17 protein-coding genes are annotated in these 19,422 nt (G+C 57.4%); 16 read left to right on the plus strand and 1 reads right to left on the minus strand.

Annotated features, from left to right (window positions below):
* Positions 1-35: 35 nt before the first annotated feature.
* Positions 36-818: a type I methionyl aminopeptidase gene (gene map, locus LOY55_RS05380; RefSeq protein WP_046029187.1), complete on the minus strand. Its 783-nt coding sequence runs from the start codon at positions 816-818 to the stop codon at positions 36-38.
* 371 nt (positions 819-1,189) lie between these two features.
* On the opposite strand from map, the gene rpsB reads away from it, so the two are divergent.
* The 16 genes from rpsB to dnaE all read left to right on the plus strand — a co-directional run bounded on the left by rpsB (position 1,190) and on the right by dnaE (position 19,420).
* Positions 1,190-1,927 carry a 30S ribosomal protein S2 gene (rpsB, locus tag LOY55_RS05385; protein ID WP_003219330.1) on the plus strand — a complete coding sequence of 246 codons (738 nt, stop codon included), beginning with the start codon at positions 1,190-1,192 and terminating at the stop codon, positions 1,925-1,927.
* Positions 1,928-2,118: 191 nt separating this feature from the next.
* Complete coding sequence (gene tsf, locus LOY55_RS05390; RefSeq protein WP_027604480.1) at positions 2,119-2,982, plus strand: translation elongation factor Ts; 864 nt, start codon at positions 2,119-2,121, stop codon at positions 2,980-2,982.
* A 209-nt stretch (positions 2,983-3,191) separates the two neighbouring features.
* Positions 3,192-3,935 (plus strand): UMP kinase, encoded by a 744-nt coding sequence (gene pyrH / locus LOY55_RS05395; RefSeq protein ID WP_003172271.1) that lies wholly within the window; start codon positions 3,192-3,194, stop codon positions 3,933-3,935.
* Entirely contained in the window at positions 3,932-4,489 is a 558-nt protein-coding gene (gene frr, locus LOY55_RS05400; protein WP_046029188.1) for a ribosome recycling factor, read from the plus strand. The genes pyrH and frr overlap by 4 nt, the downstream gene beginning before the upstream one ends.
* 13 nt (positions 4,490-4,502) lie before the next feature.
* Positions 4,503-5,258: a polyprenyl diphosphate synthase gene (uppS, locus tag LOY55_RS05405; RefSeq protein ID WP_046029189.1), complete on the plus strand. Its 756-nt coding sequence runs from the start codon at positions 4,503-4,505 to the stop codon at positions 5,256-5,258.
* Positions 5,258-6,064: a phosphatidate cytidylyltransferase gene (locus tag LOY55_RS05410; protein WP_109786010.1), complete on the plus strand. Its 807-nt coding sequence runs from the start codon at positions 5,258-5,260 to the stop codon at positions 6,062-6,064. The genes uppS and LOY55_RS05410 overlap by 1 nt, the downstream gene beginning before the upstream one ends.
* Complete coding sequence (gene ispC / locus LOY55_RS05415) at positions 6,061-7,251, plus strand: 1-deoxy-D-xylulose-5-phosphate reductoisomerase (protein ID WP_109786009.1); 1,191 nt, start codon at positions 6,061-6,063, stop codon at positions 7,249-7,251. Before LOY55_RS05410 ends, ispC begins: the two co-directional genes overlap by 4 nt.
* Before the next feature lie 53 nt (positions 7,252-7,304).
* Entirely contained in the window at positions 7,305-8,657 is a 1,353-nt protein-coding gene (rseP, locus tag LOY55_RS05420) for a sigma E protease regulator RseP (RefSeq protein ID WP_109786008.1), read from the plus strand.
* Between the two features lie 74 nt (positions 8,658-8,731).
* Positions 8,732-11,122: an outer membrane protein assembly factor BamA gene (gene bamA / locus LOY55_RS05425; protein ID WP_223523860.1), complete on the plus strand. Its 2,391-nt coding sequence runs from the start codon at positions 8,732-8,734 to the stop codon at positions 11,120-11,122.
* A 45-nt stretch (positions 11,123-11,167) separates the two neighbouring features.
* Positions 11,168-11,671 carry an OmpH family outer membrane protein gene (locus LOY55_RS05430; RefSeq protein WP_008028980.1) on the plus strand — a complete coding sequence of 168 codons (504 nt, stop codon included), beginning with the start codon at positions 11,168-11,170 and terminating at the stop codon, positions 11,669-11,671.
* Positions 11,672-11,673: 2 nt separating this feature from the next.
* Positions 11,674-12,729 (plus strand): UDP-3-O-(3-hydroxymyristoyl)glucosamine N-acyltransferase, encoded by a 1,056-nt coding sequence (lpxD, locus tag LOY55_RS05435; RefSeq protein WP_077430792.1) that lies wholly within the window; start codon positions 11,674-11,676, stop codon positions 12,727-12,729.
* A 108-nt stretch (positions 12,730-12,837) separates the two neighbouring features.
* Positions 12,838-13,278: a 3-hydroxyacyl-ACP dehydratase FabZ gene (gene fabZ / locus LOY55_RS05440; protein WP_007907157.1), complete on the plus strand. Its 441-nt coding sequence runs from the start codon at positions 12,838-12,840 to the stop codon at positions 13,276-13,278.
* Positions 13,275-14,051, plus strand: coding sequence for an acyl-ACP--UDP-N-acetylglucosamine O-acyltransferase (gene lpxA, locus LOY55_RS05445; protein ID WP_046029200.1), 777 nt, complete (start codon positions 13,275-13,277; stop codon positions 14,049-14,051). The genes fabZ and lpxA overlap by 4 nt, the downstream gene beginning before the upstream one ends.
* A 2-nt stretch (positions 14,052-14,053) precedes the next feature.
* Positions 14,054-15,184: a lipid-A-disaccharide synthase gene (gene lpxB / locus LOY55_RS05450; RefSeq protein WP_046029202.1), complete on the plus strand. Its 1,131-nt coding sequence runs from the start codon at positions 14,054-14,056 to the stop codon at positions 15,182-15,184.
* The gene (rnhB, locus tag LOY55_RS05455) at positions 15,181-15,822 is read left to right on the plus strand and encodes a ribonuclease HII (RefSeq protein ID WP_046029204.1); all 642 of its coding nucleotides are present in this window, start codon (positions 15,181-15,183) and stop codon (positions 15,820-15,822) included. The genes lpxB and rnhB overlap by 4 nt, the downstream gene beginning before the upstream one ends.
* 76 nt (positions 15,823-15,898) lie before the next feature.
* On the plus strand, positions 15,899-19,420 hold the full coding sequence (dnaE, locus tag LOY55_RS05460; protein WP_223523863.1) for a DNA polymerase III subunit alpha: 3,522 nt from the start codon (positions 15,899-15,901) through the stop codon (positions 19,418-19,420).
* Positions 19,421-19,422: the final 2 nt, after the last annotated feature.

The raw sequence follows: 19,422 nt of genomic DNA on the forward strand, positions 1-19,422 counted from the left end.
TCCTGTCTATAAGGCTGAGAGCTTTGCGGAACGGATCAGGCCGAAACGCGCGCGATGGTGTCGTCGGCGCGCAGGGTGAAGATCTCGTAACCGGTTTCGGTAACCAGCAGGGTGTGCTCCCACTGGGCCGACAGCTTGCGGTCCTTGGTGATCGCGGTCCAGCCATCGCCCAGCACTTTGGTGTCGGCCTTGCCCTGGTTGATCATCGGTTCGATGGTGAAGGTCATGCCCGCCTTGAGTTCCATGCCGGTGCCGGCGCGGCCGTAATGCAGGATCTGCGGCTCTTCGTGGAACACTTTGCCGATACCGTGACCGCAGAACTCGCGAACCACCGAGAAACCGTTCTTTTCCGCGTGCTTCTGGATGATTTCGCCGATGTCGCCAAGGCGGCAGCCGGGTTTGACGATTTCAATCGCCTTGTACATGCATTCCTGGGTCACTTGCGACAGGCGCTCGGCCCAGACCGGCACGGTGCCGACGTGGAACATGCGGCTGGTATCACCGTGATAACCGTCCTTGATGACGGTGACGTCGATGTTCAGCGTGTCGCCATCCTTCAGCGGCTTCTCGTTCGGAATGCCGTGGCAGACAACGTGGTTGATCGAAGTGCAGATCGACTTCGGGTAACCCTTGTAGTTGAGCGGCGCAGGAATGGCTTTCTGTTCGTTGACGATGTAGTCGTGGCAGATGCGATCCAGCTCTTCGGTGGTAATGCCCGGTTTGACATGTTCGGCAATCATTTCCAGCACATCGGCGGCCAGTTTGCCGGCGATGCGCATTTTTGCGATGTCCTCTGGGGTTTTGAGGGTGACGGTCATACAGGCTCTCTCTGCGCTCAATGGCGCTTGTCAAAACGAAATGGGCGGTGTGCGATTGATCTGCGCAGCCCTGAAAAACCTGATTCTATCAGACGATCAGCGCAAATCTGAGCCTCAGTGCTTAGCATCTCTCTATAGATAGGCGCATTCTTGATGATTCCAAGGGGCGATTTAAGACGCGCGTCCGGATTTGAGAATCCGGGTTCCGTTTTTGCGAGCCTTGTGGTATAAAATGCGCCGCTTTCCGGGGATACCCCGAAAGGCTTAAATCCACACACGTGTCGACACGATGACCTGGGTGCCTTCAGCTGATGCTGCTGGTTGGTCATTGGGATACGTGGAGGCCAAACCCGACTTATTAAGGAACTATCATGTCCCAAGTCAACATGCGCGATATGCTGAAGGCCGGTGTGCACTTCGGTCACCAAACCCGTTACTGGAACCCGAAAATGGGTAAATACATTTTCGGCGCGCGTAACAAGATCCACATCATCAACCTTGAAAAAACCCTGCCAATGTTCAACGAAGCTCTGACTTTCGTAGAGCGTCTGGCCCAGGGCAAAAACAAGATTCTGTTCGTCGGCACCAAGCGTTCCGCTGGCAAGATCGTTGCTGAAGAAGCAGCACGTTGCGGTTCGCCGTACGTCGATCACCGCTGGTTGGGCGGCATGCTGACCAACTTCAAAACCATCCGTGCTTCCATCAAGCGTCTGCGTGACCTTGAAGTGCAAGCCGAAGACGGTACTTTCGCCAAGCTGACCAAGAAAGAAGCGCTGATGCGCACTCGCGATCTTGAGAAGCTCGATCGTTCCCTGGGTGGTATCAAGGACATGGGCGGTCTGCCAGACGCACTGTTCGTTATCGACGTTGATCACGAGCGCATCGCGATCACCGAAGCCAACAAGCTGGGCATCCCGGTTATCGGCGTAGTCGATACCAACAGCAGCCCGGAAGGCGTTGACTACATCATCCCAGGCAACGATGACGCAATCCGCGCTATCCAGCTGTACATGGGTTCGATGGCTGACGCTGTAATCCGCGGTCGCAACCACGTTGCTGGCGGCACCGAGCAGTTCGTTGAAGAAGCTCCGGTAGCAGCAGCTGAGTAATTGACGCCTTGGCGTTGACTCAGTAAGCAAAAAGGGGGCTTGGCCCCCTTTTTGCCACCTCGAAAACCGTTTGTCGGCCCCGCACTTGCAGAGCTGTAACGTGCAGCGGCTTACAACGGTGGTTCGGGAAGAATTGATCGCCCGTTCGATCGGGTGGAATGGTTGAAAACCTATCCAAGAGGATTTTGAAAATGGCAGCAATTACTGCAGCGTTGGTTAAAGAACTGCGTGAGCGTACCGGCGAAGGCATGATGGATTGCAAGAAAGCCCTGGAAAAGGCTGACGGCGACATCGAAAAAGCCATTGATGATATGCGTGCTTCCGGCGCAATCAAGGCTGCCAAGAAAGCAGGCAACGTGGCTGCAGAAGGCGCTATCGCTCTGAAAGAAGACGGCAAATCTGCTGTTCTGCTGGAAGTAAACTCGCAGACTGACTTCCTGGCCCTGCAGGACGACTTCAAGGCATTTGTTGCTGCTAGCGTTGAAAAAGCGTTCGCCGACAAACTGACTGACGTCGCTCCGCTGATCGCCGCTCAAGAAGCTGATCGCCTGGTATTGGTTGGCAAGGTTGGCGAAAACGTCAACATCCGTCGCCTGGTACGCGTTGAAGGTGATGTTGTTGGTGGTTACCTGCACGGCAACAAGATCGGTGTTGCAGTTGTCCTGAAAGGCGGCAACGTTGAACTGGCCAAAGACATCGCTATGCACGTAGCGGCCAGCAACCCAGAGTTCCTGCTGCCTTCGGAAGTTTCTGCCGAAGCGATCGAGCGTGAAAAAGCTGTGTTCCTGCAGCTGAACGAAGAAAAAATCAAAGGCAAGCCAGAAAACATCGTTGAAAACATGGTCAAAGGCCGTATCAGCAAGTTCCTGGCCGAAGCCAGCCTGGTTGAGCAGGCGTTCGTCAAGAACCCTGAAATCAAGGTCGGCGAGCTGGCCAAGAAAGCCGGTGCTGAAATCGTTTCTTTCACCTACTTCAAGGTAGGCGAAGGCATCGAGAAGCCAGTCGACAACTTCGCTGAAGAAGTTGCCGCTCAACTGGCTGCTGCCAAGCAGTAAGACGGTTTTTTAACTGTCGCCCTGAAGAGGCTGCCCGCTTACGCGCGCAGCCTCTTTTCAGATGGGGCACCAATTTTTAATTGGTTTCCCTTTGGAACTGGCTTACAAAGCCATGTTCCGATGGCGCTGAAGCAGCGCCAAGCTAGAGTGAGCGCAGCTGTAAACAGCTCGCAAAGAATTTTTAAAATACGCCGCAGGAGAGATTCGCAATGGCTCAGCAGGGCAGTGGTTATCAGGCTCGCTATAAACGCATTCTACTCAAGCTTAGCGGCGAGGCCCTGATGGGCTCGGAAGAGTTCGGGATTGATCCGAAAGTTCTGGATCGCATGGCGCTGGAAGTCGGCCAATTGGTCGGCATCGGTGTTCAGGTCGGTCTGGTGATCGGTGGTGGTAACCTGTTCCGCGGTGCGGCGCTGAGCGCGGCCGGCATGGATCGGGTAACTGGCGACCACATGGGCATGCTGGCCACTGTGATGAACGCCCTGGCCATGCGCGATGCGCTGGAGCGTGCCAATATCTCGGCCATCGTGATGTCGGCCATTTCCATGGTAGGCGTGACCGATCACTATGATCGCCGCAAAGCCATGCGCCATCTGAACGCCAAAGAGGTCGTGATTTTCGCGGCCGGTACCGGTAATCCGTTTTTCACCACGGATTCGGCAGCTTGCTTGCGAGCGATCGAAATCGACGCCGATGTCGTGCTCAAGGCGACCAAGGTCGATGGCGTCTACACCGCTGACCCGTTCAAAGACCCGCATGCCGAGAAGTTCGATCATCTGACTTACGATGAAGTGCTGGATCGCAAGCTGGGCGTGATGGATCTGACGGCTATTTGCCTGTGTCGCGACCACAAGATGCCGTTGCGCGTCTTTAACATGAACAAGCCCGGCGCCTTGCTGAACATCGTGCATGGCGGCGCTGAAGGGACCCTGATCGAGGAAGGCCAACAATGATCAACGAAATCAAGAAAGACGCTAAAGAGCGTATGCAAAAATCCGTGGAATCGCTGGCGCACAACTTTGGCCGTATCCGTACGGGCCAGGCGCACCCAAGCATTCTGGAGGGTGTGATGGTTCCTTACTACGGTTCCGACACGCCGATCAAGCAAGTGGCGAACATTACTGTCAAAGACGCCCGTACCCTGCAAGTCGTTGCCTTTGAGCGCAACATGCTGGGTGCTGTCGACAAAGCCATTGGCAGTGCCGGTCTGAACCTGAACCCGACCAACCTGGGTGAATTGCTGCTGATCAGCATGCCGGCCCTGACTGAAGAAACCCGCCGCGGTTTCACCAAGCAGGCTCGCGATGTCGCTGAAGACGCCCGTGTTGCAGTGCGCAACATCCGTCGTGATGCGAACAGTCAGCTCAAGGACCTGGTCAAGGAAAAAGAAATCAGTGAAGACGAAGAGCGTCGTGCCACCGGCGAGATTGATGATCTGACCAAGAAATTCGTGGCTGAAATCGACGCGAAGCTGGCAGAGAAAGAAAAAGACCTGATGGCCGTATAAGGGTCGAGTTTTCATGGATAAGACCAAGCAGACTGTACCGTCCGCGGTGCCGCGCCATGTCGCGATCATCATGGATGGTAATAATCGCTGGGCGAAGAAGCGCTTTATGCCGGGTGTTGCCGGGCATAAAGCGGGTGTGGACGCGGTGCGTGCGGTAATCGAGGTGTGCGCTGAGGCCAAGGTCGAGGTGTTGACCCTGTTCGCCTTCTCCAGTGAAAACTGGCAGCGCCCGGCTGATGAGGTCAGTGCCTTGATGGATTTGTTCTTCAAAGCGTTGCGTCGTGAGGCCAAGCGCCTCAACGACAACAATATCAGTCTGCGCATCATCGGCGATCGCTCGCGTTTTCACCCCGAACTTCAAGCAGCCATGCGTGAAGCGGAAGCGATGACCGTCGGGGCCAACCGCTTTGTCTTGCAAATCGCCGCCAACTACGGCGGTCAGTGGGATATCGCGCAGGCTGCCCAGCGTCTGGCGCGGGAAGTTCAGGCCGGGCATCTGCGCCCGGAAGACATCACCCCTGAATTGCTGCAGACCTGTCTGGCCACCGGTGATCTGCCGTTGCCGGACTTGTGCATCCGTACCGGTGGCGAGCACCGCATCAGTAACTTCCTGCTGTGGCAGTTGGCCTACGCCGAGTTGTACTTCTCCGACCTGTTCTGGCCGGACTTCAAACACGACGCCATGCGAAACGCGCTGGCCGATTTCGCTTCTCGCCAGCGCCGCTTCGGTAAAACGAGCGAGCAGGTCGAGGCTGGAGCCCGGTTTTAATGCTTAAACAACGAATCATTACTGCGCTGATCCTGCTGCCGATCGCTTTGTGCGGTTTTTTCCTGCTCGAAGGTTCCGGCTTTGCGCTGTTTATCGGGCTAGTAGTGACGCTCGGTGCCTGGGAGTGGGCCAGGCTGGCCGGTTTCACCGCTCAGCCGGTTCGCGTTGCCTATGCCGTCGTGGTCGCATTGATGCTGTTTGTCATGCACATCCTGCCGGGGCTTGCGCCTTGGGTTCTGGGCGCTTCAGTGCTCTGGTGGGGCGTGGCGACGTATCTGGTGCTGACCTACCCGCGTTCCAGCGAACACTGGGCCAGTGCCGCCTGCAAGCTGGTGATCGGTTTGCTGATCCTGTTGCCGGCCTGGCAAGGTCTGGTCCAGATCAAGCAGGAACCCTTGGGTAACTGGTTGATCATGGCCGTGATGGTGCTGGTATGGGGCGCGGATATTGGTGCGTATTTTTCCGGCCGTGCCTTTGGCAAGCGCAAGCTGGCGCCACAGGTCAGTCCCGGCAAGAGCTGGGAAGGCGTTTACGGTGGCCTGGTGCTGAGCCTGGTGATCACAGCGATCGTCGGCCTGGTGCGCGACTGGAGTTTCGCCCAGATGCTCATGGGGTTGGTCGGTGCTGCAGTCATCGTCTTCATTTCGGTGGTGGGTGACCTCACCGAGAGCATGTTCAAACGTCAATCAGGCATCAAGGACAGCAGTAACCTGCTGCCAGGGCATGGCGGTGTCCTTGACCGAATCGATAGCCTGACGGCAGCGATCCCGGTATTCGCCGTATTGTTGTGGATGGCTGCACCGTGAGTCGCCCTCAGCAGATTACTGTTCTGGGGGCGACCGGTTCGATTGGTCTGAGCACTCTGGATGTCATTGCTCGCCATCCCGAGCGTTATCAAGTCTTTGCCTTGAGCGGTTTTACTCGTTTGAGTGAATTGCTGGCGCTGTGTGTGCGCCACACCCCGCGATTCGCCGTCGTGCCTGAGGCGGGCCCTGCTCGTGGCTTGCAGGACGACTTGCGCGCTGCCGGCCTGTCGACCCGGGTATTGGTGGGCGAGGAGGGGTTGTGTCAGGTGGCCTCCGATCCTGAAGTCGATGCCGTCATGGCGGCCATCGTGGGTGCTGCGGGTTTGCGCCCGACCCTGGCAGCAGTTGAAGCCGGCAAGAAAATCCTGCTGGCTAACAAAGAAGCGCTGGTGATGTCCGGGGCGCTGTTCATGCAAGCCGTGCACAAAAGCGGTTCGGTATTGCTGCCGATCGACAGCGAGCACAACGCGATTTTCCAGTGCATGCCGCAGGATTTCGCCCGTGGGCTTGGCGTGGTCGGCGTACGCCGGATTTTACTGACAGCCTCTGGTGGTCCGTTCCGACAGACGCCGATGGCCGAATTGGCACATGTTTCCCCTGAGCAAGCCTGTGCGCACCCGAACTGGTCCATGGGACGCAAGATTTCGGTCGATTCGGCGAGCATGATGAACAAAGGGCTCGAGTTGATCGAAGCCTGCTGGCTGTTCGACGCCAAGCCGTCCCAGGTTGAAGTGGTTATTCACCCTCAGAGCGTGATCCATTCCCTGGTCGACTATATCGATGGTTCGGTGCTGGCTCAGTTGGGCAATCCGGACATGCGCACCCCGATCGCCAATGCCCTGGCCTGGCCAGAACGTATTGACTCCGGCGTGGCACCGCTGGATCTGTTCGCTATTGCGCGTCTGGATTTCCAGGCGCCCGATGAAGAGCGTTTCCCTTGCCTGCGCCTTGCGCGCCAGGCAGCCGAGGCTGGCAACAGCGCGCCAGCGATGCTGAATGCAGCGAATGAAGTGGCTGTTGCAGCCTTTCTCGACGGGCGGGTCCGCTACCTGGAAATCGCGAGTATTATCGAAGAAGTGTTGAACCTCGAGCCTGTCGTCGCAGTGGGCGATCTCGAGGCCGTGTTTACGGCTGACGAGAAAGCGCGAGTGCTGGCCGGGCAATGGTTGAGTCGTCACGGGCGGTAAGTGCTGCCATATGTTGGCCCATGCAGCACCGGATAGAATTGCGGAGAAAGTAGATGAGCGCGCTCTATATGATTTTCGGCACCCTGGTGGCTTTGGGTGTGCTGGTTACCTTCCACGAATTCGGCCATTTCTGGGTCGCACGTCGCTGTGGGGTCAAAGTGCTGCGTTTCTCCGTAGGCTTCGGTATGCCGCTGCTGCGCTGGCACGACAAGAAAGGTACTGAGTTTGTAGTGGCTGCCATTCCATTGGGTGGCTACGTGAAGATGCTCGATGAGCGTGAAGGCGAAGTGCCGGTCGATCAGCTCGAACATTCTTTCAATCGCAAATCTGTCCGTCAGCGTATTGCGATCGTGGCGGCAGGCCCGATCGCCAACTTCTTGTTGGCAATGGTGTTTTTCTGGGTGTTGGCCATGCTCGGCAGCGAGCAGGTACGGCCCGTCATTGGTGCGGTCGAGTCTGGCAGTGTTGCCGCCCGGTCTGGTTTGAGCGCAGGTCAGGAAATCATTGCCATTGATGGCGAACCAACGTCCGGTTGGGCTGCGGTGAATCTGCAATTGGTTCGTCGTCTTGGTGAGAGCGGAACCCTTCAATTATTGGTGCGTGAGCAGGGTTCCACGACGGATTCCCCACGTGAGCTGGTGCTGGATAAGTGGCTTAAAGGTGCCGACGAGCCAGATCCGATTCGTTCGCTGGGCATTCGTCCTTGGCGCCCGGCGTTACCGCCAGTGCTCGCCGAACTCGATCCGAAGGGGCCGGCACAGGCTGCGGGCCTGAAAACCGGTGATCGCTTGCTTGCCCTTGACGGCAAGGCGCTGGATGACTGGCAGCAAGTGGTCGACACCGTGCGTATGCATCCAGATACCAAAATCATGCTGCGCATCGAGCGCGATGGTGCTCAAATCGACGTCCCTGTGACGTTGGCCTCTCGCGGCGAGAGCAAGGCACCTACCGGTTACATGGGGGCCGGAGTGAAAGCGGTCGATTGGCCGCCAGAGATGGTTCGAGAAGTCAGTTACGGTCCATTGGCTGCGATTGGAGAGGGCGCGCGACGCACTTGGACCATGAGCGTGCTGACCCTCGATTCACTCAAGAAAATGTTGTTCGGTGAGCTCTCGGTAAAAAACTTGAGTGGACCGATAACCATTGCTAAAGTGGCGGGCGCTTCTGCCCAGTCGGGCGTAGCTGATTTCCTGAATTTCCTTGCATATCTGAGTATTAGCCTGGGAGTTCTGAATTTGTTGCCCATTCCTGTACTGGATGGGGGGCATTTGTTGTTTTATCTGATCGAGTGGGCGCGTGGTCGCCCCTTGTCAGATCGGGTGCAGGGTTGGGGGATACAGATCGGTATCAGTTTGGTGGTCGGGGTGATGTTGCTTGCTCTGGTCAATGATTTGGGCCGTCTGTAACACTTCGCTGAATTGCGAATCTGCCGCATTTTGCGGCAGTTTGTTTATTGCCAGTTGGAATAAGAAAGGACTTCATGAAACGTCTGCTGCTAACTGCGGTTCTCACCGTATTGATGATCGCCGAAGTTCACGCCGAGTCCTTCACTATCTCTGATATTCGCGTCAATGGCCTCCAGCGGGTCTCCGCGGGTAGCGTCTTTGGTGCTTTGCCGTTGAACGTCGGCGAACAGGCGGACGATCGTCGCCTGGTGGAATCCACTCGTGCGTTGTTCAAAACCGGTTTCTTTCAAGATATCCAGCTGGGCCGCGATGGCAACGTCCTGGTCATCACGGTAGTCGAGCGTCCATCGGTCGCCAGTATCGAGATCGAAGGTAACAAGGCGATCTCTACTGAAGACCTGATGAAGGGCCTCAAGCAGTCCGGTCTGGCCGAAGGTGAAATCTTCCAGCGCGCCACCCTTGAAGGTGTGCGTAACGAGCTGCAACGCCAATACGTCGCTCAGGGCCGCTACTCGGCCACCGTCGACACCGAGGTGGTCCCGCAGCCGCGTAACCGTGTCGGATTGAAGGTCAACATCAACGAAGGCACCGTCGCTGCCATCCAGCACATCAACGTGGTGGGTAACACCGTCTTCCCTGAAGCAGACCTGATCGACCTGTTCGAACTGAAGACCACCAACTGGCTGTCCTTCTTCAAGAACGACGACAAGTACGCGCGGGAAAAACTTTCCGGTGACTTGGAGCGCCTGCGTTCCTACTACCTGGACCGCGGCTATATCAATATGGATATCGCTTCGACTCAGGTATCGATTACTCCGGACAAGAAACACGTCTACATCACCGTCAACGTCAACGAAGGCGATAAGTACACCGTTCGTGACGTCAAGTTGAGCGGTGACCTGAAAGTCCCTGAAGACCAGATCAAATCCCTGCTGCTGGTGCAGAAAGGCCAGGTGTTCTCGCGCAAGCTGATGACCACCACGTCGGAGCTGATTACTCGCCGTCTGGGTAACGAGGGCTATACCTTCGCCAACGTAAGCGGTGTGCCTCAGCCGCATGAAGACGACCACACCGTCGACATTACTTTCGCGGTCGATCCAGGCAAGCGTGCTTACGTGAACCGTATCAACTTCCGTGGCAACACCAAGTCTGAAGACGAAGTGCTGCGCCGTGAAATGCGTCAGATGGAAGGCGGCTGGGCTTCGACCTACCTGATCGACCAATCCAAGACTCGTCTTGAGCGTCTGGGCTTCTTTAAGGAAGTGAACGTCGAAACACCTGCTGTGCCAGGTGTCGATGACCAGGTTGATGTGAACTACAGCGTTGAAGAACAGGCTTCCGGTTCGATCACTGCCAGCGTTGGTTTCGCTCAAAGTGCTGGCCTGATCCTCGGTGGTTCCATCACTCAGAACAACTTCCTGGGTACCGGTAACAAGGTCAGCATCGGCTTGACCAAAAGCGAATACCAGAGCCGCTATAACTTCGGTTATGTCGACCCGTACTGGACAGCCGATGGCGTGAGCCTGGGTTACAACGCTTTCTATCGCACCACCGACTACAAAGACCTTGATGTCGACGTAGCGAGCTATGCCGTAGATAGCCTGGGTGCCGGCGTAAGTGTCGGTTACCCGATCAGTGAGACTTCGCGTCTGACCTTTGGCCTGACTGCACAGCAAGACAAGATCAAGACCGGTCAGTACACCGTCGATGAAATCTTCGACTTCGTAAACACCGAAGGCGACCAGTACCTGAACTTCAAGGCATCGGCCGGTTGGTCCGAGTCCACCCTGAACAAAGGTGTGCTGGCGACCCGTGGTCATTCTCAAAGCTTGACAGCGGAAGTGACCGTGCCGGGTAGCGACCTGTCGTTCTACAAGCTCGACTACCGTGGCCAGTTGTTCCAGCCGCTGAGCGAGAACTACACCATGCGCCTGCACACTGAATTGGGTTATGGCGACGGTTACGGTTCGACCGATGGCTTGCCATTCTATGAAAACTACTATGCTGGTGGTTTCAACTCGGTTCGTGGCTTCAAGGACAGCACATTGGGGCCGCGTAGTACTCCGAGCCGCGGTCAAGGCGTCACTGGCAACCCGGGCACGCTTGCTGACCCGGATCAGGATCCACTGCCATTTGGCGGTAACGTCCTGATTCAAGGTGGTGCGGAGATTCTGTTCCCGCTGCCATTCGTCAAAGATCAGCGCTCGCTGCGTACCTCGGTATTCTGGGATGTGGGTAACGTCTTCGACTCCAAGTGCCAGCAGACTTCCAACACTAACGCTAATGTGAAGTCCAATACGCAGTGCAACGATATCAGTCTGAGCAACCTGGCCAGTTCCGTCGGTGTGGGTGTGACATGGGTCACCGCGCTGGGTCCTCTGAGCTTTGCATTGGCCATGCCAGTAAAAGAACCGGATAACGCTGAAACCCAGGTGTTCCAATTCTCTCTTGGCCAGACGTTCTAAGCGTCTGTCCCAAAATAACGACAATGGATTTTGTAGGAGTACATCGTGCGTAAGTTGACTCAATTGGTTCTCCTGGCGACCGTACTGGTAGCAGGTCCGGCTTTTGCCGACATGAAAATCGCCGTTCTGAACTATCAGATGGCTCTGCTGGAATCCGACGCGGCCAAGAAATATGCCGTGGATGCCGAGAAGAAATTTGGCCCGCAACTGACCAAGCTCAAGACGCTGGAAAGCAGCGCCAAAGGTATTCAGGATCGTCTGATGGCCGGTGGCGACAAGATGCAACAAGGTGAGCGTGAGCGCCTTGAACTCGAGTTCAAGCAAAAGGCCCGTGACTTCCAGTTCCAGTCCAAGGAACTGAACGAAGCCAAAGCCGTTGCCGACCGTGAAATGCTGAAGCAGCTCAAGCCGAAACTGGACAGCGCTGTGGAAGAAGTCATCAAGAAAGGTGCTTTTGACCTGGTCTTCGAGCGTGGCGCAGTGATTGATGTCAAGCCTCAGTACGACATCACTCGCCAGGTTATCGAGCGCATGAATCAGCTGAAGTAACCATGACAGCGACTATTAAGCTCGGCCAGTTGGCCGAGTTCCTCGGCGCCACGCTACGTGGCGACCCGGAGAAAGAAATTACTGGGCTAGCCACTTTGCAAGAGGCTGGCCCAGCTCAGTTGAGCTTTCTCGCAAATCCTCAATACCGTAAATACCTGGCCGACTGCCGGGCCGCAGCGCTGTTGCTGAAGGCCGCTGATGCCGAAGGGTTTTCCGGTGATGCGCTGGTAGTGCCGGATCCGTACCTGGCCTACGCGCGTATTTCCCATTTGTTCGATCCCAAGCCCAAGGCGCCCGCAGGTGTTCACCCGACAGCGGTAGTGGCCGCGGATGCAGTGGTTGATCCAGCGGCGAGTATTGGTGCCTTTGCGGTGATCGAAAGCGGTGCGCGTATTGCGGCGGGCGTGACCATCGGCGCTCATTGCTTCATCGGTGCGCGTTGCGAAATCGGCGAAGGCGGCTGGCTGGCCCCGCGCGTCACGCTGTATCACGACGTGCGCATCGGCAAGCGAGTGGTCATTCAGTCGGGTGCCGTGCTCGGTGGCGAAGGTTTCGGTTTTGCCAACGAAAAAGGTGTCTGGCAGAAAATCGCCCAGATCGGTGGCGTGTTGGTCGGTGACGATGTGGAGATTGGCGTGAATACCGCCATCGACCGCGGTGCGTTGGCCGATACCGTTCTCGGTAATGGTGTGAAGCTCGACAACCAGATCCAGATTGCCCACAACGTGCAGATCGGTGATCACACCGCCATGGCCGCTTGTGTGGGGATCTCCGGCAGCACCAAGATCGGCAAGCATTGCATGCTCGCAGGTGGTGTGGGGCTGGTGGGGCACATCGAAATTTGCGACAACGTTTTCATCACCGGGATGACCATGGTGACCCACTCGATTACCGAAAAGGGCGCCTATTCTTCCGGTACAGCCATGCAACCGGCTGCCGAGTGGCGCAAAAGCGCGGCACGCATCCGTCAGCTCGATGACATCGCGCGGCGACTGCGACAACTGGAAAAGCACGTAGGGGAAGTGACCCCTGACGGTAATGCTTCTTCAGATGGCTGATACCATTTCCATATCAAGTGTGCACAGCCGTTAGACTGCCTCCTTGATTTGCTAGAGGAGCGCGCGTCACTCGTGCGTTCCCAATCTTTACATAGGCTTCCCCCCGAAATGATGGACATCAACGAGATTCGCGAATACCTGCCTCACCGTTACCCGTTCCTGCTGGTGGACCGGGTTGTGGATCTGGATGTGGAAGGCAAGCGCATTCGCGCCTACAAGAATGTCAGCATCAACGAACCGTTCTTCAATGGTCACTTCCCTGCGCATCCAATCATGCCGGGCGTATTGATCATCGAAGCGATGGCTCAGGCTGCCGGGATCCTTGGTTTCAAAATGCTCGACGTGAAACCGGCGGACGGCACCCTTTACTACTTCGTCGGCTCCGACAAGCTGCGCTTCCGCCAGCCTGTGCTGCCGGGCGATCAGTTGATCCTTGAAGCCAAGTTCCTGAGCTGCAAGCGTCAGATCTGGAAGTTCGAATGCCAGGCTTCGGTCGACGGCAAGCCAGTCTGCTCTGCTGAAATCATCTGTGCGGAACGCAAACTATGAGTTTGATTGACCCTCGCGCAATCATCGATCCGACGGCTGTACTGGCCGACGACGTTGAGGTCGGCCCATGGTCGATCGTCGGCGCAGGTGTGGAAATCGGCGAGGGGACAGTGATCGGGCCGCACGTGATTCTCAAAGGCCCGACCCGTATCGGTAAGCACAACCGCATCTACCAGTTTTCTTCGGTAGGTGAGGACACGCCCGATCTGAAATACAAAGGCGAAGAAACCCGTCTGGTCATCGGTGACCACAACGTCATCCGTGAAGGCGTGACGATTCACCGCGGGACCGTTCAAGACCGTTCGGAAACGACCCTGGGTGATCACAACCTGATCATGGCCTATGCCCACATCGGCCACGACAGCGTCATCGGCAACCACTGCATCCTGGTCAACAACACCGCGTTGGCTGGCCATGTACACGTTGAAGACTGGGCGATCCTCTCCGGTTTTACCCTGGTTCACCAGTATTGCCACATTGGTGCCCACAGCTTTTCCGGTATGGGTACAGCCATCGGCAAGGACGTTCCAGCGTACGTCACCGTGTTTGGCAACCCCGCTGAAGCCCGCAGCATGAACTTCGAAGGCATGCGTCGCCGCGGTTTCAGTGAAGACGCGATCCACGCGCTGCGCCGCGCCTATAAGGTGGTTTATCGCCAGGGCCTGACCGTCGAGCAAGCGCTTGCCGAACTGGCCGAACCTTCGGATCAGTTCCCGGAAGTCGCGGTGTTCCGTGATTCCATCCAGTCTTCGACCCGCGGCATTACTCGTTAATCATGGCTAATCTGCGTATTGCGCTGGTAGCGGGTGAGGCTTCCGGCGACATTCTGGGCGCAGGCCTCATGCGCGCACTCAAGGCTCGACATCCGGCGGTGGAATTCATCGGTGTCGGTGGTCCGTTGATGCAGGCCGAGGGGCTGACCTCATACTTCCCCATGGAACGGCTTTCGGTCATGGGCCTGGTGGAAGTGCTGGGACGGTTGCGTGAGCTGCTGGCGCGTCGCAAGAAGCTGATCGCCGACCTGATCGCTGAGAAGCCGGACGTGTTCATCGGTATCGATGCTCCGGACTTCAACCTCAATATCGAACTCAAGCTGCGTCAGGCCGGGATCAAGACCGTGCATTACGTCAGCCCGTCGGTGTGGGCATGGCGTCAGAAGCGCGTGCTGAAGATCCGCGAAGGCTGCGACCTGATGCTGACGCTGTTTCCGTTCGAAGCGAAATTCTATGAAGAGAAGGGCGTGCCGGTGCGTTTTGTCGGGCACTCCCTGGCCGATGCGATCCCGCTGGAGGCCGATAGGGCTGCCGCGCGGGCTGAGCTCGGATTGCCAGAGGGACCTCTGGTCGCGTTGATGCCCGGCAGTCGTGGCGGTGAAGTGGGCCGTCTCGGCGCCTTGTTCCTTGATACTGCCCAGCGTTTGCGGGCCATGCGCCCAGGTGTGCGCTTTGTCATGCCATGCGCCAACCCTGAACGGCGCGCGCAGCTTGAAGAGCTGTTGGCCGGTCGCGATCTGCCGCTGACCTTGCTTGACGGCAAATCCCATCTGGCCCTGGCCGCTTGTGATGCGGTGCTGATTGCCTCCGGGACCGCTACGCTGGAAGCGTTGCTCTACAAGCGACCGATGGTGGTGGCTTATCGTCTGGCGCCGCTGACGTTCTGGATCCTCAAGCGGATGGTGAAAAGCCCTTACGTGTCCTTGCCGAACCTCTTGGCCCAGCGCCTGTTGGTGCCTGAGTTGCTGCAAGACGACGCGACAGTCGAAGCGCTGGCGCAAACGCTGTTCCCTCTGATCGAAGGCGGCGAGGAACAGACTCGCGGCTTCGACGAAATTCACCGTACCTTGCGTCTGGACGCCTCCAATCAGGCGGCGGATGCAGTACTGAACTTGATCGGCAAAACACAATGAGCAAAACCAGCACACAGATGGGCCTGGACTTCACCCTGGTCGCCGAAGTCGAAGACCTCGTGGCCGGTGTCGACGAAGTCGGTCGCGGCCCGCTCTGCGGTGCAGTGGTCACGGCTGCGGTGATCCTCGATCCGAACCGTCCGATCCTCGGTCTGAATGATTCGAAAAAACTCACCGAAGCCCGTCGCGAAAAGCTCTTCGACGAAATCTGCGAAAAAGCCCTGAGCTGGTGCATCGCCCGGGCCGAAGTCGAGGAAATCGACGAGCTGAACATCCTGCACGCCACCATGCTGGCGATGCAGCGCGCGGTCGAAGGTCTGCACATCCAGCCGAAACTGGCCATGATCGACGGCAATCGCTGCCCGAAACTGTCGATGCGCGCTGAAGCGGTGGTGCAGGGCGACGGCAAGGTGCCAGCCATTGCCGCGGCATCGATTCTGGCCAAGGTCAGCCGCGACCGCGAAATGGCCGCGTTCGAACTGATTTACCCGGGTTACGGCATCGGCGGGCACAAAGGCTATCCGACCCCCGTTCATCTGGAAGCGCTGGCCCGCTTGGGGCCAACGCCGATTCACCGCCGCTCGTTCGCCCCGGTGCGCCTGGCGTACGAGGCGCGGGAAAGTCTGATCGAGAGTTAGTCGCAAGGCTGATGTTTTACTCAAGGCCCGGTACAATCCGGGCCTTGTTGTCTTCACGTTTCTAGACAGGATCACTATGCCGGCTTCATTCGTTCACCTACGCCTGCACACTGAATATTCCCTGGTCGACGGTCTGGTGCGGATCAAACCGCTGGTCAAGACCCTGGTCGGCATGAACATGCCTGCCGTAGCGGTCACCGACCAGAACAACATGTGTTCCCTGGTCAAATTCTACAAAGCCTCCATGGGGGCCGGGATCAAGCCGATCTGTGGCGCCGACTTGTGGCTGTCGAACAAGGATCCGGACAACGCCCTTAGCCGGATCAGCCTGCTGGCCATGAACGCTGTCGGCTATCGCAACCTGACTGAACTGATTTCCCGTGGTTTCATCGACGGCCAGCGCAATGGCTCGGTGATCATCGAGCGCGAATGGGTCGCCGAAGCCAGCGAAGGCTTGATCATGCTCTCAGCGGCGAAAGAGGGCGAAATTGGCCTGGCCATGCTCAGTGGCAACCCGGCTGAAGCGGAAAACCTGGCACGCGAATGGATGGCGGTGTTTCCGGACCGTTTTTATCTGGAAATCCAGCGCACCAATCGCCCCAACGATGAAGAGCAGTTGCACGGTGCCGTGGCCCTGGCCGAGAAAATCGGTGCGCCACTGGTCGCGACCAACGATGTGCGCTTCATCAAGCAGGAAGACTTCGCCGCCCACGAAACCCGTGTTTGCATCGGTGAGGGCCGCGCCCTCGACGATCCGCGTCGTTCGAAAAATTACAGCGACCAGCAATACCTCAAAAGCGCCGAGGAAATGGCCGAGTTGTTCAGTGACCTGCCCGAGGCACTGGTAAACACAGTCGAGATCGCCAAGCGCTGCAACATCGAAGTGAAATTGGGCAAACACTTTCTGCCCAACTTCCCGATTCCCGATGGCATGACCATCGACGAGTATTTCCGTAAGGTCTCCTTCGATGGCCTGGAAGAACGGCTGACCGTTCTGCTGCCCAAGGACACCACCGAAGACTACGAGGCCAAGCGTCAGGTCTACGTCGACCGGTTGAATTTCGAGCTGGATATCATCATCCAGATGGGGTTCCCCGGTTACTTCCTGATCGTTATGGACTTCATTCAGTGGGCCAAGAGCAACGGCGTCCCGGTAGGTCCCGGCCGGGGTTCGGGTGCCGGGTCGTTGGTGGCCTATGTACAGAAGATCACGGACCTCGATCCGCTCGAATATGACCTGCTGTTCGAACGTTTCCTTAACCCGGAACGGGTATCGATGCCCGACTTCGACGTCGACTTCTGCATGGACGGTCGTGATCGGGTAATTGAATACGTGGCCGACAAGTACGGTCGCAACGCCGTAAGCCAGATCATCACCTTCGGTTCCATGGCTGCAAAAGCCGTGGTCCGGGACGTGGCGCGGGTGCAGGGCAAGTCCTACGGACTGGCGGATCGTCTGTCGAAGATGATTCCGTTCGAAGTCGGCATGACCCTGGAAAAGGCGTATGAGCAGGAAGAGATCCTGCGTGACTTCATCAAGGTCGATGAAGAAGCCGCCGAAATCTGGGAAATGGCCCGCAAGCTGGAAGGCGTCGTGCGAAACGTCGGTAAACACGCCGGTGGTGTGGTGATCGCGCCGACCAAACTGACGGACTTCTCGCCGATTTATTGCGATGAGGCCGGTGACGGTCTGGTGACCCAGTTCGACAAGGATGACGTTGAAGCGGCCGGTTTGGTGAAGTTCGACTTCCTCGGCCTGCGGACCCTGACCGTTATCGATTGGGCGTTGAAGACCATCAACCGCGACCGCGCGAAGGTCGACGAACCGCCTCTGGACATTGCGTTCATTCCGCTGGACGACAAGCCGACCTACACACTGCTGCAAAAAGCCGAAACCACGGCGGTGTTCCAACTCGAATCCCGCGGCATGAAGGAGCTGATCAAAAAGCTCAAGCCCGACTGCCTGGAAGACTTGATCGCACTGGTGGCCCTGTTCCGTCCGGGCCCGCTGCAATCGGGCATGGTGGACGACTTCATCAACCGTAAGCACGGCCGCGCCGAGCTCGCGTACCCGCACTCGGATTACCAGTACGAAGGCCTCAAGCCTGTACTGGCGCCAACTTACGGCATCATCCTGTATCAGGAACAGGTGATGCAGATTGCCCAGGTCATGGCCGGTTACACCCTCGGCGGTGCGGACATGCTGCGTCGTGCCATGGGTAAGAAAAAACCGGAAGAAATGGCCAAGCAGCGCGGCGGTTTCATTGAAGGTTGCGCGACCAACAACATCGACGCTGACCTTGCCGGTAACATTTTCGACCTGGTAGAAAAATTCGCCGGCTACGGCTTCAACAAATCCCACTCCGCGGCGTATGGCCTGGTGTCGTACCAGACGGCGTGGCTGAAAACGCATTACCCGGCGCCATTCATGGCGGCGGTGCTGTCGGCGGACATGCACAACACCGACAAGGTTGTGACCTTGATCGAAGAAATTCGCACCATGAAGCTGCGTCTCGACGCGCCGGATGTGAATGCCTCCGAGTTCAAGTTCACGGTGAATGACGAAGGCCGGATTATTTACGGCCTCGGCGCGATCAAGGGCGTGGGCGAAGGTCCGGTGGAAGCGATCACCGAGGCGCGCCAGGACGGTCCGTTCAAGGATCTGTTCGACTTCTGTGCCCGTGTCGATCTCAAGCGTATCAACAAGCGCACCCTGGACGGTTTGATCCGCAGTGGCGCGCTGGATCGTCTGGGGCCTTGTTTCCATGACGAACCGAAGGCTTATCAGGCGAGCATCGACCAGAATCGTGCGATCTTGCTGGCCGCGATGGAAGGGGCGATCAAAGCCGCCGAACAAACCGCGCGCACCCAGGACAGCGGCCATGCCGACCTGTTTGGCGGTCTGTTTGTCGAAGAAGACGCGGACGTCTACGCCAGTCATCGCAAGGCCAAGGAACTGACCCTCAAGGAGCGGTTGAAAGGGGAGAAAGACACCCTGGGCCTGTACCTGACCGGCCACCCGATTGACGAATACGAAGGTGAAATCCGTCGCTTTGCCCGTCAGCGCATCATCGATTTGAAGCCTGCGCGCGATACCCAAACGGTCGCCGGCATGATCATCGCCCTGCGGGTTATGAAGAACAAAAAAGGCGACAAGATGGGCTTCATCACCCTCGATGATCGCTCCGGTCGGATCGAGGCGTCGTTGTTTGCCGAGGCGTTCCATACGGCGCAGTCGCTGTTGCAGACGGACGCGATGGTGGTGGTCGAGGGCGAGGTCAGTAATGACGACTTCTCCGGTGGCCTGAAACTGCGGGTCAAGCGGGTGATGAGCATGGAAGATGCGCGCACCAACCTCGCCGAGAGCCTGCGCCTGAAGCTGCAAACCAAGGATTTGAAGGGTGATCAGCTACGCTGGCTGGGTGAGTTGTTCAAGCGTCACCGCGGTGCGTGCCCGATCACCATGGAGTACACGAGCCCCGATGCTAAGGCCTTGCTGCAGTTTGGCGAGACCTGGCGAATCGATCCGGCGGATGCGTTGATTCAAGCCTTGCGTGACCAGTTCGGGCGAGACAACGTCTTCCTCCAATACCGTTGACG

This window comes from Pseudomonas sp. B21-040 (assembly GCF_024748695.1).
Lineage (GTDB): Bacteria > Pseudomonadota > Gammaproteobacteria > Pseudomonadales > Pseudomonadaceae > Aquipseudomonas.

Bases quoted from the DNA above. Each gene is read 5' to 3' on its own strand.
- map (WP_046029187.1), bottom strand. From the start codon at position 818: ATGACCGTCACCCTCAAAACCCCAGAGGACATCGCAAAAATGCGCATC.
- rpsB (WP_003219330.1), top strand. From the start codon at position 1,190: ATGTCCCAAGTCAACATGCGCGATATGCTGAAGGCCGGTGTGCACTTC.
- tsf (WP_027604480.1), top strand. From the start codon at position 2,119: ATGGCAGCAATTACTGCAGCGTTGGTTAAAGAACTGCGTGAGCGTACC.
- pyrH (WP_003172271.1), top strand. From the start codon at position 3,192: ATGGCTCAGCAGGGCAGTGGTTATCAGGCTCGCTATAAACGCATTCTA.
- frr (WP_046029188.1), top strand. From the start codon at position 3,932: ATGATCAACGAAATCAAGAAAGACGCTAAAGAGCGTATGCAAAAATCC.
- uppS (WP_046029189.1), top strand. From the start codon at position 4,503: ATGGATAAGACCAAGCAGACTGTACCGTCCGCGGTGCCGCGCCATGTC.
- LOY55_RS05410 (WP_109786010.1), top strand. From the start codon at position 5,258: ATGCTTAAACAACGAATCATTACTGCGCTGATCCTGCTGCCGATCGCT.
- rseP (WP_109786008.1), top strand. From the start codon at position 7,305: ATGAGCGCGCTCTATATGATTTTCGGCACCCTGGTGGCTTTGGGTGTG.
- bamA (WP_223523860.1), top strand. From the start codon at position 8,732: ATGAAACGTCTGCTGCTAACTGCGGTTCTCACCGTATTGATGATCGCC.
- lpxD (WP_077430792.1), top strand. From the start codon at position 11,674: ATGACAGCGACTATTAAGCTCGGCCAGTTGGCCGAGTTCCTCGGCGCC.
- fabZ (WP_007907157.1), top strand. From the start codon at position 12,838: ATGATGGACATCAACGAGATTCGCGAATACCTGCCTCACCGTTACCCG.
- lpxA (WP_046029200.1), top strand. From the start codon at position 13,275: ATGAGTTTGATTGACCCTCGCGCAATCATCGATCCGACGGCTGTACTG.
- lpxB (WP_046029202.1), top strand. From the start codon at position 14,054: ATGGCTAATCTGCGTATTGCGCTGGTAGCGGGTGAGGCTTCCGGCGAC.
- rnhB (WP_046029204.1), top strand. From the start codon at position 15,181: ATGAGCAAAACCAGCACACAGATGGGCCTGGACTTCACCCTGGTCGCC.
- dnaE (WP_223523863.1), top strand. From the start codon at position 15,899: ATGCCGGCTTCATTCGTTCACCTACGCCTGCACACTGAATATTCCCTG.